Annotated in this window: 14 protein-coding genes; 5 read left to right on the top strand and 9 right to left on the bottom strand. The window is 65.8% G+C overall.

Going from position 1 to position 13,377, the window contains the following annotated elements:
* The first annotated feature begins 44 nt into the window (after window positions 1-44).
* Window positions 45-656 carry a glutathione S-transferase gene (locus tag DNK59_RS18830; protein WP_110724146.1) on the top strand — a complete coding sequence of 204 codons (612 nt, stop codon included), beginning with the start codon at window positions 45-47 and terminating at the stop codon, window positions 654-656.
* Between the two features lie 131 nt (window positions 657-787).
* Here DNK59_RS18830 and hcnC read toward each other — a convergent pair whose 3' ends face one another.
* From hcnC to DNK59_RS18860, 6 genes are all read right to left on the bottom strand, one after another.
* On the bottom strand, window positions 788-2,041 hold the full coding sequence (hcnC, locus tag DNK59_RS18835; RefSeq protein WP_110724147.1) for a cyanide-forming glycine dehydrogenase subunit HcnC: 1,254 nt from the start codon (window positions 2,039-2,041) through the stop codon (window positions 788-790).
* The gene (gene hcnB, locus DNK59_RS18840) at window positions 2,034-3,443 is read right to left on the bottom strand and encodes a cyanide-forming glycine dehydrogenase subunit HcnB (protein ID WP_092315373.1); all 1,410 of its coding nucleotides are present in this window, start codon (window positions 3,441-3,443) and stop codon (window positions 2,034-2,036) included. Before hcnB ends, hcnC begins: the two co-directional genes overlap by 8 nt.
* Entirely contained in the window at window positions 3,440-3,757 is a 318-nt protein-coding gene (gene hcnA / locus DNK59_RS18845; protein ID WP_092315375.1) for a cyanide-forming glycine dehydrogenase subunit HcnA, read from the bottom strand. Before hcnA ends, hcnB begins: the two co-directional genes overlap by 4 nt.
* A 397-nt stretch (window positions 3,758-4,154) precedes the next feature.
* A complete protein-coding gene (locus DNK59_RS18850) occupies window positions 4,155-5,096 on the bottom strand; it encodes a hypothetical protein (RefSeq protein WP_110724148.1) in 942 nt (313 codons plus the stop codon).
* Between the two features lie 185 nt (window positions 5,097-5,281).
* A complete protein-coding gene (locus DNK59_RS18855) occupies window positions 5,282-5,668 on the bottom strand; it encodes a hypothetical protein (protein ID WP_110724149.1) in 387 nt (128 codons plus the stop codon).
* A gap of 38 nt (window positions 5,669-5,706) precedes the next feature.
* On the bottom strand, window positions 5,707-6,048 hold the full coding sequence (locus DNK59_RS18860; protein WP_110724150.1) for a hypothetical protein: 342 nt from the start codon (window positions 6,046-6,048) through the stop codon (window positions 5,707-5,709).
* 169 nt (window positions 6,049-6,217) lie between these two features.
* On the opposite strand from DNK59_RS18860, the gene DNK59_RS18865 reads away from it, so the two are divergent.
* Together DNK59_RS18865 and DNK59_RS18870 are read left to right on the top strand one after the other, a co-directional pair.
* Window positions 6,218-6,901 (top strand): response regulator transcription factor, encoded by a 684-nt coding sequence (locus DNK59_RS18865; protein ID WP_060838882.1) that lies wholly within the window; start codon window positions 6,218-6,220, stop codon window positions 6,899-6,901.
* On the top strand, window positions 6,879-8,273 hold the full coding sequence (locus tag DNK59_RS18870) for a HAMP domain-containing sensor histidine kinase (RefSeq protein WP_092315383.1): 1,395 nt from the start codon (window positions 6,879-6,881) through the stop codon (window positions 8,271-8,273). The genes DNK59_RS18865 and DNK59_RS18870 overlap by 23 nt, the downstream gene beginning before the upstream one ends.
* Window positions 8,274-8,287: 14 nt before the next feature.
* Here DNK59_RS18870 and DNK59_RS18875 read toward each other — a convergent pair whose 3' ends face one another.
* Both DNK59_RS18875 and DNK59_RS18880 read right to left on the bottom strand, forming a co-directional pair.
* Window positions 8,288-8,587, bottom strand: a complete 300-nt coding sequence (locus DNK59_RS18875; protein WP_110724151.1) for a DUF1652 domain-containing protein — start codon at window positions 8,585-8,587, stop codon at window positions 8,288-8,290.
* Between the two features lie 136 nt (window positions 8,588-8,723).
* The gene (locus DNK59_RS18880) at window positions 8,724-10,223 is read right to left on the bottom strand and encodes a helix-turn-helix transcriptional regulator (RefSeq protein WP_110724152.1); all 1,500 of its coding nucleotides are present in this window, start codon (window positions 10,221-10,223) and stop codon (window positions 8,724-8,726) included.
* Between the two features lie 132 nt (window positions 10,224-10,355).
* Between DNK59_RS18880 and DNK59_RS18885 the strand changes: the two genes are divergently transcribed.
* Complete coding sequence (locus DNK59_RS18885; protein ID WP_110724153.1) at window positions 10,356-10,898, top strand: GNAT family N-acetyltransferase; 543 nt, start codon at window positions 10,356-10,358, stop codon at window positions 10,896-10,898.
* 27 nt (window positions 10,899-10,925) lie between these two features.
* Here DNK59_RS18885 and DNK59_RS18890 read toward each other — a convergent pair whose 3' ends face one another.
* Window positions 10,926-12,239: a sigma-54-dependent Fis family transcriptional regulator gene (locus DNK59_RS18890; protein WP_110724154.1), complete on the bottom strand. Its 1,314-nt coding sequence runs from the start codon at window positions 12,237-12,239 to the stop codon at window positions 10,926-10,928.
* Window positions 12,240-12,490: 251 nt separating this feature from the next.
* On the opposite strand from DNK59_RS18890, the gene DNK59_RS18895 reads away from it, so the two are divergent.
* Window positions 12,491-13,375, top strand: a complete 885-nt coding sequence (locus DNK59_RS18895) for an MBL fold metallo-hydrolase (protein WP_110724155.1) — start codon at window positions 12,491-12,493, stop codon at window positions 13,373-13,375.
* Window positions 13,376-13,377 lie beyond the last annotated feature (2 nt).

Genomic DNA, 13,377 nt, shown 5'->3' on the forward strand with positions numbered 1-13,377 from the left:
CGCCGTTCCCATCCGTTGTGCCGTTCAAGACAAGGAAATACGTGATGAAGCTTATTGGAATGCTCGATTCACCCTATGTGCGCCGCGTTGCCATCAGCCTCAAGAGCCTGGGCCTGCCCTTCGAGCATCACTCGGTCTCGGTGTTCAGCACCTTTGAGCAGTTCAAGGCCATCAACCCGGTGGTCAAGGCACCAAGCCTGGTCTGCGACGGGGGTGAAGTGCTGATGGATTCGAGCCTGATCCTCGACTACCTGGAAACCCTCGCCGGCCCGCAACGAAGCCTGATGCCCGCGGCCCTGCCGGAGCGTTTACATGAGTTGCGGCTGATCGGCCTGGCCCTGGCGGCCTGTGAGAAATCGGTACAGATCGTCTACGAAAGAAAACTGCGTCCGGCGGAAAAACAGCACGGCCCCTGGCTGGAGCGGATCGGCGGCCAATTGCAGGCCGCCTATGCCGAGTTGGAGCGTGAGTTGCAGAAACAGCCGCTGCCCCGGGATGGCACCCTGAGCCAGGCCGGCATCAGCCTGGCGGTGGCCTGGAGTTTCAGTCAGATGATGGTGGCCGATCAGTTCAGCCCCGAGCAGTTCACCGCGGTGCGCGGTTTTGCCGAGTACGCCGAACAGCTGCCGGTGTTCCTCGACACCCCCGCCACCTGACCTCCACACCGCCCTCACCGTAGGAGCCGGCTTGCCGGCGAACAGGCCCGTGAGCCTGGCGGCGCCCTTGAGGACGCGTTCGCTGGCAAGCCAGCTCCTACGCCAGCCCAACCGATCCTCGTGGGGATCTGTCAGGCCGGTTCGGGTTGTTTTTTCACCGCGGCGGTGGCGAAACGCCGGGCCAGGAACGGGGTGATGTCCAGCGGCAGGGCTTCCTCGTTCACCAGTTTGTCCAGCAGCACGCCGGTGATCGCCGAGGTCAGGATGCCGGTACGGAAGTGGCCGCAGGCGTTGAGGTAGCCCTCGACCCCATCCATCGGCCCAAGAATCGGCAGTTCATCCGGCGAGCCCGGGCGCAGGCCGGCCCAGCAGCGCTTGAGGTTGACCTGGGCCAGCTCGGGAATGCAGCGCACCGCCCCCTGCACCAGACCGTTGATTTCCGGGTAGGTGGTGCTGACGTCGAAACCCTTGTCCTCGGTGGTGCTGCCAATCAGGATCTCGCCGTTGTCCTTCTGCGCCATGTAGCAATCGCTGGTGGTCAGGCAGCCATTGAGCAGCTTGGGCATGCGCTCGGTGAGGAGGATCTGGCCCTTCACCGGCTTGACCGGAATCTCCACCCCGGTGGCCTGCAGGCTCAGTTCCGCCGCCCAGGCACCGGCGGCGTTGATCAGGGTTGCGCAATGGAACAGCCCGGCCTCGGCGGTCTGCACCCCGCTGACCCGGTTGCCGTGGTGCAGGACACCGGTGACGTTGGTGTTGAAGTACACATCCACGCCGTTCTGCCGTGCACCTTCGGTGTAGGCATCGGTCAGGCGGAACGGGTTGACCTGGTGATCGCAGAGGAACTCCAGGGCGCCCTGGGCTTCATGGCTGACATTGGGTTCCGCGGCGCGCAGGGCCGCCTGGTCGAGCCAGCGCACCTGGTCGGACAGGTGCGGGATGCAGCCGACAATGTGTTCGGCGTACAGCCGGTCTTCATCGTCATAGATGACGAACTTGAGCCCGGTCTGTTCGAACTTGAAGTCCATGCCGTGCAGGCCGATCAGTTCGCGGTGCAGGCGCGGGTAGATCTCGTTGGACTGCAGGGCGAAGTCGAAGAACGACTGCGGCAGGATATGCGGGGTGCTGGAGTCCACCACCACCGCCGAGCCCTGGGCTTCGCGCTTGCGGTTGGCCGACATCATGCGAAAGAAGATCACCCCGCAGCCCAGGCCCACCGATTCGCCGATGGCCCACAGGCCGCCGGCCGAGGCACGACTGGCGTTGCCCGGACGCTTGGCGTCGATCAGCGCCACCTTGAGGTTCTTGCGCTTGGACAGCTGGTAGGCGCAGGACGCCCCGATCACGCCGCCACCGGCGATCACCACGTCGTAGTACTTACTCATGTTCGGGGACCTCCTGGTCGGGTGCGGCAAAGGCGGAAAACGGAATCGGGTCCAGCGGGAAGCGCGGGCGAATCCAGCCCACATCCTTGCGTCCGGTGGCCTGGCGCAGGCGGTCGCTGCAATAGCCGACGCACATCCGCCCCTGGCAGTCGCCCATGCTCACGCGAGTGCGCATTTTCAGGCTGGCCATGTCCTGCACCCCCTGGGCCAGGGCGCGCTCGATATCGTTGCGGGTGGTGTGTTCGCAACGGCAGATCACCGTGTCGCCCTTGGGCAGTTCTATCTGCCCGGTGCCACGCGCGGTATAGCGGTCCACCGCGCCGCGAAAGCGCAGGATCGAGGCCAGCTTGCGCTCGTAGCCCTGGCGCCGCTGCAGGGCCGCCTCGTTGCTCAGGACATTGCGCTGCATGAGGATCGACAGCGCGGCGATGCGGCCGGTGAGCATCGCTGCTTCTCCGCCGCGGATCCCGCCCATGTCGCCCGCCAGATGGATGTGCGGCTCGCTGCTCTGCTGCCAGACATTGGCGGTGGCCCGCAGGTAGCCGTCGTCGCTGAAGCCGTGGTCCAGGCCCATCTGCTGGCTCAGCTGGGTGCGCGGAATGAAGCCGTAGCCCACTGCCAGGGTCTGGGCCGCGACGCGCTGGGCCTTGGACATGTCCGGCTGCCAGTCGCTGGAGTACGGCGCCACGGTGACGACGCTCAGGGCGCCCTGGCCCTGGGCCTCCACCACGCCCCAGCCATAACGCAGGCTGATGCTGTGGAGCTTGAGGTAGGCCAGCATGCTCAGGCCGTCGAGGAACAGTTGCGGCTTGTTCAGCAGGGCCAGGCTCTGCTTGGCGATCTTGCTCAGGGCGCTGGCTTCAAAGACCCCGGCCACCCGCACGCCCGAGGCATGCAGCTGGCAGGCCACCAGTGGCAGCAGCGGCCCGGTGCCGGCAATCACTACCGGCCCCTGGGGCTTGACCACCCCGCTCTTGATCTGCAATTGCAGGCCGCCCAGCAACTTGACCCCCGGCAGGGTCCAACCGGGAAACGGCACGCTGCGCTCATGGCAACCGGCGGCCAGGAGCAGTTGCGAGTAGTCCACCTGCTGCACCTGCTCGTCGGCGTCCAGCAGCATCAGGCTGTGATGGCCTTCGGCGCCGATCACCCGGCTGTTGAGGCGCACGTCGATCATTTGTTCGTGGTCGGAAAAATCACCGTGCAGCCTGGCCAGCATTTCGCAGTAGCGCGGCCCCAGGTAATCCAGTTGCACGCCATCGCGCAGCGGCCCGCGATAGACCACGCCGCCCAGGCGTGAGGCTTCTTCGATCAGGGTGCTGCGCACCCCGTGCTCGGCCAGTTCGATGGCCGCTGCCATGCCGGCCGGGCCGCCGCCGACAATCAGGGGATTGAGGCTCATAGGCTGGGCTCCGCTTCAGTGATGCGGTTGCTCAGGGTCTGCACCTGCATCCCCGGCTTGACCAGGGTCTGGCAGGCGCGGCGCTTGTGACGGCCGTCGATCTGCACCAGGCAGCAATGGCACACGCCCATGCCGCAGTAGGCACCGACCAGTTGCCCGTGATCATTGCGCGCCACTTGGCGCAGGCCGGTGGCCTGGATCACGCTGAGGACCGTTTCACCCAGGGCGGCAGTGACCGGCTGGCCATTGAGGCTGATGGTCATGTCCGCATGCTGCAGCGGCTGAATATCAAAATTGCGGTCTATCTGACGCATTGCGGTTCATCCGTGAGAAGTGAGTGGAGTTGCCGGCATCCTGCCGCGCAGAGTCCTGGCGCGAGGACGTGGCAACACCGCGGTTCCGATAACGCTGTCAGAACCGAGCGCGGGCCAATCTAGTGCTTTTGTCCGACAGGAATATTGATCTGGGCCAAGCAAAGGGCCGGCGCGCCCGCAAACCGTGCATGCCCCTTCTCAATCAGGCGACCCGGAGCACAAAAAAGCCGCTGCCGGCACAAGCCGGCAGCGGCGCATGGACAACGGGCAAGCCGTGTCGCCAGGGTGCTTAGTGGATCAAGAGTGCTTAGTGCACGAAAAGGGCAATCAGGATAATCACCGGGATCGGTACACCAAGGAACCACAACAGTAATGAGCGCATGGGAAATCTCCTGGATCAGTGAACGGGGGTCGGGGCCACGGTGCGCGGCTGCAGGTCGGTTTCAAGGCTGATCACGGCGTCCCGGCGACGGCCACCGAAGGTCGCCGCCAGGCTGGCGAAGAACGCCCCGCACAGCAGCGCGATGAACATCCACAAGGATGACCAGGCGGCCAGCTTGGCGGCGCTGTCGGCGGCCTCCCTGGCGGCTTGCTTGGCTTCATTCACGGCTTGCTGGGTCTTGGCGAACACCTCGTCCACCCGCTGCTCGGCTTGCGCCTGGCTGAGGTTGGTGCGCTGGGCCACCACTTGCGCCAGGTAACGGCGGTCCTCAGGCAGGAGCTGACCGCCGTTGCTCAAGCTGCGCACGAAGATCCGCGACACCGTGCCCCGCGCCGCATCCTCACTGACCGCCACCGGGCGATCGTCACGCAACAGGCTATCGACGAAATAGCCGTAGTCGTCCGGGGCGCCCTGGGCAGCGGCGGGGCCGGCCCCCCGGGGGGCGGCGCCGGCGGCCGCGGAAGCAACCTGGGCCCCGGCCTGCACACCACCGCCAATGACGCTGCTGACCGAGCCCACCACCAGGGTCGCGGTGACCAGGGTCGCCACCGCCCAGGCCAGGAAACCGTGGGCGGTGTCGCGGAAATACACTTCATCGCCGTGCAGGTTGGCCCACTTCACCCGCAGGCGTCCGGCGATGTAGCCACCCAGGCCGGCGGCCAGAATCTGCGTCAGGGCCAGCCAGAGGATGCTGGAAATTCCCAGGCCCTTGGCGCTGATGCCGTTGCCGGCCCAGGGCGACACCGCGGAAAAGCCCAGGCCGAAGCCCAGCAGCAAGAGGATCAGGGACAAGGCAGCGGCGGCCGCGGCGCCGGCGAAGATCGCCGCCCAGGACACGCCCGTGGGATGACTCGAAGCGTCCGCGGTGGCCGGCAGGTGTTCAGAGGGTCTGTTCATTGTTGTTCTGCTCCAGGCATGAAAAAGGCTGTTGCACGTCTCCAGGGGACAAGTGCAGTCAGCGTGCCAGTTGCACGAACTTTATAACTCCATGTATTTCAATGACTTGCGATCAGCTCATAGGCCCGGGTCGTGCAATTTGCCGACCTGGGGGTTTTATGGCGGGCGTTCTGCACGGGGTCCCTTCAGGCACGCCTGCTCAGGTAAAGCTCCCGGCCCAGGGTGTAGCACCAGCGCAGCAGCAGCCCAAGGCCCCACAGCGCCAGCAGCAGGTGGCCCGCCAGGGTCAATGGCGCGATGCCCTGCCCCCACAAGATAAAGATCGGCAACGCCAGCCAGGCCGAACGGCGAAAATCCAGCAGGCGCATGATGCCCGGCACGATCACCGCGATCAGCGCGATGACCAGCACGTCCAGCCCGCGATACCCCAGCATCCAACGCGCATAGCGGGGATCGGCGGCATAGGCCTCCAGATAGCCCGGCAGGCGCAACGCCAGATCCATGGCCAGACTCAACAGCAGGCTGCCCACCAGCAGCCACAGCAGCCCCTTGAAACGTGATGCGTATTTCATTGCATGACACCTTGATCCAGAGAAGCTCAATCGGGGCTTCAATGCCGCTTGTAGCTTTTATTGCCACTGGGGGTCAGGCAATACACCCCGCCCCGGGGCCCGGTGCAGAAACTGCCGCTGCCGCAGGTGCAGCCCTGGGCATCGCGCAGCAACGGCTCGGCGCGGGGGGTGGAAGAACGCTGGCCGAACATCAGCGCGCAGTTTTTCTTCGAGGCGCTGATGGAGCCGTCATTGCACAGGAACAACTCGCCATCGCAGCGGGCGATGCCGCCTTTCTTTCCGGAACAGGGTTGATTGGCCGCCTGGGCCGCCGCGCTGCATAGCAGCATCAGGCAGACCGCGACAAAGGGCTTCCAGCCGACCCGAGTCAGGGCACTCATGGTGACGCCTCCTGGCAAAAAAGTGGCCGGATGATATCAATCTTCAGCGCCCCTGACTCGGGCGGCGTCGGCATCACGACAAGCCAGATGAAAGTTTATTTAGAATCTCGCCCACGGTTTCTTGGCAAAATGCCCGCCTGTGTCACGAACCGCCAAGCAGGTAACGCCTATGACCCGCATTCTGACCATCGAAGACGACGCCGTGACGGCCCGGGAGATCGTCGCCGAACTGAGCAGCCACGGCCTCGACGTGGACTGGGTGGACAACGGCCGCGAAGGCCTGGTGCGCGCCGTGAGCGGCGACTACGACCTGATCACCCTGGACCGCATGCTGCCGGAGCTGGACGGCCTGGCGATCGTCACCACCCTGCGCACCATTGGCGTGTCGACGCCGATCCTGATGATCAGCGCCCTCTCGGATGTCGATGAACGGGTGCGCGGCCTGCGCGCCGGCGGCGACGACTACCTGACCAAGCCCTTCGCCTCCGACGAGATGGCGGCCCGGGTCGAGGTGCTGCTGCGGCGCAAGAACACGGTCAAGGATTTCGCCACCAGCCTGCGGGTGGCCGACCTGGAACTGAACCTGATCAGCCGCGAGGCGACCCGCGCCGACCAGTTGCTGAGCCTGTTGCCCACCGAATACAAGCTGCTGGAATTCCTCATGCGCAACACCGGGCAGATCCTCTCGCGGATGATGATCTTCGAAGAGGTCTGGGGCTATCACTTCGACCCGGGGACCAACCTGATCGACGTGCACATCGGCCGCCTGCGCAAGAAGATCGACCCGCCTGGCATGACCCCGTTGATCCGCACCGTGCGAGGCTCGGGTTATGTCATTGCCGAACCCCTCTAAGGGCTGGCGCTCCTCCAGCAGCCGCCTGCTGGCGCTGTACAGCACGCTGTTCGTGGCCTGGAGCTGCATCCTCATGGGAGTGCTGTACTACGAGGTGTCCACCTACCTGGACAGCCTGGCCAAGCACTCGCTGATGCAGCGCCAGCACCTGTTCGCGCGCTTCGAGGGCGAGCAGCTGGTGGAGGCCCTGGCCACCAGCATGACCTTCGACATGCGCGCCATCGACGCCTACGGCCTGTTCGACGAACAGCGCCGGCCCTTGAGCGGGCCGATCCGGCAGATCCCCGACGACCTGCCCCTGGACGGCCAGATCCACGAGCTGAAGAACTGCATCGACTCCGACGACCCGAGCCTGCCCCGGGACAGCTGCGACGCGGTGGCCACCCATACCCGCGACGGCCGCTGGCTGGTGCTGGTGCGCGACAACGGCTCGCTGTTCGCAGTGACCCGGATCATCCTCCACGCGCTGCTCTGGGGCATCTCCCTGACCATCATTCCCGGCGTCGCCGGCTGGCACCTGCTGCGCCGCCGGCCATTGCGGCGCATCCGCCAGATCCAGGCCAGCGCCGACGCCATAGTCGCCGGCGACCTGACCCGGCGCCTGCCGCTGTCGAACCGGCGCGACGAACTGGACATGCTGGCGGCCATCGTCAACGCCATGCTCGAACGCATCGAGCGGCTGATGCATGAGGTCAAGGGCGTGTGCGACAACATCGCCCACGACCTGCGTACCCCGCTGACCCGCCTGCGGGCCCAGCTCTACCGCCTGCAGCAACAGGCCGAGGAAGGTTCGCCCCAGGCCCTGCAGATGGACCAGTTGCTGGCCGAGGCCGATACCCTAATGGCGCGCTTTCGCGGCTTGCTGCGCATCTCCGAACTGGAGGACCGGCAACGGCGTTCGGGCTTCCTCGAACTCGATCCACTGCCGCTGCTTCAGGAGCTGTACGACTTCTACCTGCCCCTGGCCGAAGAAGGCCGCCTGACCCTGCTGCTCGACGTGCCGCCAAGCCTGCCCCGGCTGACCGGCGACCGCGCCCTGCTGTTCGAGGCCCTGGCCAACCTGTTGAGCAACTCGATCAAGTTCACTCCGCCCGGCGGCGAAGTGATACTGCGCGGCCTCGACGACGGCGGCAGCCCGCGCCTGGAGGTGCTGGACTCAGGCCCCGGCATTCCCCCGGCGGAACGGGCGGCGGTGTTCCGGCGCTTCTACCGGGTCGACGAAAGCAACGCCCAGGGTGGTTTCGGCCTGGGCCTGTCGATCGTTGCGGCGATTGTCAGCCTGCACGGCTTCAAGCTCGAAGTGGGCAGCAGTGAACGGGGCGGAGCGCGCCTGAGCCTGGATTGCCGGCCGAGCCTGATCAGCGAAGGCTGAAGGCCGGGGCCGGCTCAGGAGGAAAGGTCGGGTTGCCTGAGGGAGTTGCTGCCGAGCTCGTAGAGCAGTTCGTCGATCAGCCGCACTACCTCGGCCTCGCTTTGCAGGGACTTGATGCGCAGCCCGCTGACCACCAGATCGACCCGGCCGCTGTCGGGCTCGAACACCCGCAGGGTCAGGGTGCCGTCGCCGGCATGGCTGAAACTGCAGGCCATTGGCGCCAGGCGTTGTTCGATACAGGCGCGCCATTGCGCCTGGGTCAGCACCGCCGGCGCCTGGCCGGTCACGCTGCCCTTGTTCTGTTCATCACCCATGCGGGCTGTCCTTGTACTGTGATTGAGCGGTGCCACGGACTCTCGGAGCGGAGCCGTGGCAGATCACAGGGTAAAAAACCGCCGCCATACCCAGAAGGCGCATTTGCACGGGTTGCCCTGGTGCATTTGCACCGGCTCAACGTCTCCGGCTACCGGCCGTACCGACAAACAACCCGCGCTCCCGGGCCCAGACGATGGCCTCGCCGCGGCTGTGCACGCCGAGCTTGGAATACAGGGTGGCGACATGGTTGCGCACAGTGTTGGGGGCCAATTGCAGGCGCGCGGCAATCTCCTTGTCCGCCAACCCCTGGTAGATCAGCCCGAGCACGTCGCGCTCGCGGGCGGTCAGGTCGGCCGAGGACACCCCGGGGCCGTCCGGGGCCTTGGGCTGCCTGACGTTGGCCAGCCTCTCGATCAGGGTCTGGCTGAACCAGGAGGCGTCGCGCATCACCTCCTCAATGGCGCTCACCAGTTCCAATTCCGACCGCTTGCGCTCAGTGATGTCCATCAGCACCAGCAGGTAACAGGGGCTGTCCTGGATGAGCACGGTGTCGGCGTAGGCCACGCAATCGATCAGCCCGGCGTTCTTCTGGCGCACCTTGAGATCCAGGCCATCGACGTTGCCGGCCTTCTCCAGTTGACTGAACAGTTGGCTGGCCGCCGCGGCTTCGGCGATGAACCCAATGGCGCCGACCTTCTTGCCCAGCAGTTCTTCGCTGCTGTAGCCGCAGGTATTGAGAAAGGCCTCGTTGACGTCGACGATCTGCTGCTCGGCGCTGCACACCAGGGTCGGCACCGGGCTCAGGCGAAACGACTTGGCAAAGCGCTCCTCGCTCTGGCGCAGGGCAATCTCGATCTTGCGCCGTGGCTCCAGGTCCATGAAGGAAAACAGCATGCAGTCTTCATCATTGATGTCCAGGGGCTGGCCGGCGACGATCACCAGCTTGCTGCCGCCGTCCGGCAGGCGCAGCTCGGCCTGCATCTGCGGGATGGTCGCGCCCTGGCCCAGGCGCTCGATGGCCAGGTCCTTGCGCTCGGCGTCTTCCAGCACATCCAGCTCGTACACCGAACGGCCGATCACCTGGTCGCGGGCATAGCCGGTCATTTCCAAAAAGCCCTGGTTGACCTTGATGTAGCGCAGGTCGCTGAGGCGGCAGATCACCGCCGGCGCCGGGTTGGCATTGAAGGTCTTCTCGAAGCGCTGCTCGGCGCTGGCCCAGTCGGTGGCATCGCTGAGGATCAGCACCAGGGATTCCGCGGCGCCGCTGCGATCGGTGAGGATCATGCTGCGCACCCGGTGCACCCAGTGCCGGGGTTCGCCATCGATCTCGGCCTGGACGTCCACCACCACATCGCTGAAGGTTTCGCCGGCGGCCACCCGATTGATCGGATAAGCGTCCAGGGCCAGGGGGTGATTGTTGCGGTAGCGCAAGGCATAGCGCCTGGCATACTCGCGGACATTGGCCCCCAGCTCGCCGACCTCGCTCACCCCATGCATGGCCAGCGCCGCCTCGTTGGCCCAGAGCAGGCTGCGGGCCTGGTCGGTTTCGATCAGGATCACCCCGTCGGACAGACCGGCGATGATCTGCTGCAACTGGCGGCGATTGGTTTCGGTGGCAAGTACGGCCTGGCTCATGGCATCTCCGGAAAAAGGACGATGAAGCTACGACCACGCTCGGTGGCCATCGTGCCCTGGGCGCGCTGGAGCGCTCAGGCAGCAGGCGTTAAGCTGCTGCGCCCGGTTCAGCCCATTCATCAGGAGTGAAGCATGATCACCATCCGTGAAGCCGACAGCCGCGATATCCAGGCGCTCAAGGCCATAGGTTGCGCCACCTACCGCGAGCACTTCGCTTCGATCTGGAGCGCGGCCGGCATGCAGCAGTTTCTCGATCAGGATTTCTCCAGCGCCCACCTGCAAGCGTCCCTGGCCGCCCGCGACCGGCACCTGTGGCTGCTGGCCCTGGACCCGCAGCAGCAGCCCATCGGCTTCGCCAAGCTCAACTGGGCGCGGCCGGTTCCGGGCAGCGAGCGCTGCGGGGCCGAGCTGCAGAAGATCTACCTGCTCAAGTCCCAGGCCGGCCAGGGCCACGGCCGGCGCCTGCTCGAAGAGGTGTTGCAGCGGGCCAGCGCCGCCGGGGAGTCCTGCCTGTGGCTGGACGTACTCAAGAGCAACGGCGGCGCCCGGCGTTTTTATGAAAGCGCCGGGCTGCGGCAGATCGGTGAAGTACCGTTCAGCACCGACCTGGAACAGATCGGCATGTGGGTGATGGCCTGCGACCTGCCGCTTGCCCAGCCACCGGCCCGGGCTTGAACCCGGCTGCGGCCACCCGCCTTGCGACTACAGGCCCAGGGCCTTGAGGCGCCGGTACAGCGTGCGCTCGCTCAGGCCCAGGGCCTTGGCCAGTTCGCTGCGCGAGCCGTCGAAGACTTCCAGGGCATGGGCCAGTTGTTCCAGGTCCTTGCCGGCCCGGCGCCGGGTCACCGGGGCCGGAGCCTGTGGACTGCGCAATTCCGCTGGCAGGTCCTGCAGGCGGATCACCCCGTCATCGCTGAACAAGCGGGCCCGTTCGAGGATGTTGCGCAACTCGCGGATATTGCCCGGGGAGGTGTACAGCCGCAGCTGTTCCAGGGCCTGGGGATCGACCCGCGGCACCACCCCGGGATCGAGGCGGCGCAGCAGGCTGTCGATCAGCAGCGGCAGGTCGTCGCTGCGTTCGCGCAGGGCCGGCAGGCGGATCGGAAAGGCGCTGATACGGTAGTACAGGTCCTGGCGAAAGCTGCCGGCGGCGACCATCTCCTTGAGCGGCTTGTGGGTCGCCGCCACCAGGCGAAAATCCGAGTGCACGGTGCGCAGGCTGCCCACCGGGCGAAAGCTGCCGGACTCGATCAGCCGCAGCAGCTTGACCTGCATGGCCAGGGGCACTTCACCGATCTCGTCGAGAAACAGGGTGCCGCCATGGGCCGCTTCCGCCAGGCCGATCTTGCGTTGCAGGGCGCCGGTAAAGGCGCCCTTCTCGTAGCCGAACAATTCGCTTTCCAGCAGGCTTTCGGTGAGCCCGGTGCAGTCCACCACCACCAGCGGGCCGCTGGCCCGGGGGCTGCCATCGTGCAGGGCGCGGGCGAACAATTCCTTGCCAGTGCCGGACTCACCCTGCAGCAGCACCGGGATCGGCGCCGGAGCCGCCCGCTGCAGGGCGCTCAAGGCCTCGTTGACCGCTGGCGAGCGCCCTCCCAGGCCCTTCTGCTGGGGCTGTACCGAAGCCACCGCCCCCGACCTCAGGCGCTCGACATAGGCCCCCACGGTTCCCGCCTCGCCGATGATCGGCCGCAGTTCCACATCCACGTGTTCCGGGCCGCGAGGCGTGTGATGGATGTGCAGCATGCGCTCCGGCACCCGGCTGTCGTGGGCCTTGCGCATCGGGCAATGCTCGCCGGCCTGATCACAGGGCACGGCGAACTGGTGGGACACGCGATAGCACTTGGCGCCCACATGGGGCTTGCCGGCCACGCCGAACTGACGCTGGTAGGCGGTGTTGGCGGCGATGATGTTGTAGTCGGTGTCGAGCACGATGGTCGGTTGCGGGTCGTGTTCGAGGTAGGACACCAGGGCCGCCATCGGCGGCTGGGCAAGGTCGGTGGCGATCAGGGACATGGGCAACTCCGGGACAGTGACGGCAGCTTAAAGCACGCCGCGGCTTTCTGCCATTTTCTGCCACAAGCTGCCATATCACTGCCAACTGGCGTTGGCAGTCGCAGCGAAAAACCCCTGATGGCAGCCTCCGCGGCCTTCTACTTCAATGAACAGGTGACCAATCCCGGTGTTCGAGGTTGGCACGCTTATTGACAGTCCAAGGAACGAGCGTCAGCGCAGACTGCCCTCACCTTCATTGCCTGGAGTGCCCCATGATCATCAGCGACACGCTGCGTGTAGAAGCCTTTTTCGACAGTCAGACCTGGACCATCAGCTATCTGGTGATGGACCAGGCCAGCCGCCGCTGCGCGCTGATCGACAGCGTGCTGGACTACGACCCGAAATCCGGCCGCACCCGCACCGAATCCGCCGACCGCCTGATCGCCCGGGTCCAGGAATTGGATGCCCGGGTCGACTGGATCCTGGAAACCCACGTGCACGCCGATCACCTGTCCGCGGCGGCCTACCTCAAGGAAAAATTGGGCGCCCAGGTGGCCATCGGCAATCAGATCACCCGGGTGCAGAAAGTCTTCGGCGCGCTGTTCAACGAAGCCCCGGCCTTTGCCCGCGACGGCAGTCAGTTCGACGTGTTGCTGGAAGACGGCGCCGAGTTCGCCATTGGCGGCCTCAGCGCCCGGGCCCTGCATACCCCGGGGCACACCCCGGCCTGCATGACCTACCTGGTGCAAGTGGGCGACGAGTGCGTGGCCTTTGTCGGCGATACCCTGTTCATGCCCGACTACGGCACCGCCCGCTGCGACTTCCCCGGGGCCGATGCGCGGACCCTGTACCGCTCGATCGGCAAGATCCTTTCCCTGCCCCCGCAGACCCGGCTGTTCATGTGCCACGACTACCTGCCCAACGGCCGCGAGCTGCAATACATGACCACGGTTGCCGAGCAGCGCGCCAACAACATCCACATCCACCAGGGCATCGACGAAGACAGCTTCGTGAAGATGCGCGAAGCCCGCGACGCGACCCTGGACATGCCGGTGCTGATCCTGCCTTCGGTGCAAGTCAACATGCGCAGCGGGCACTTCCCCGAGCCCGAAGGCAACGGCGTGAGCTACCTGAAGATCCCCCTGAACACCCTATAACG

It is taken from the genome of Pseudomonas sp. TKO26, from assembly GCF_003225665.1.
Lineage (GTDB): Bacteria > Pseudomonadota > Gammaproteobacteria > Pseudomonadales > Pseudomonadaceae > Aquipseudomonas > Aquipseudomonas saponiphila.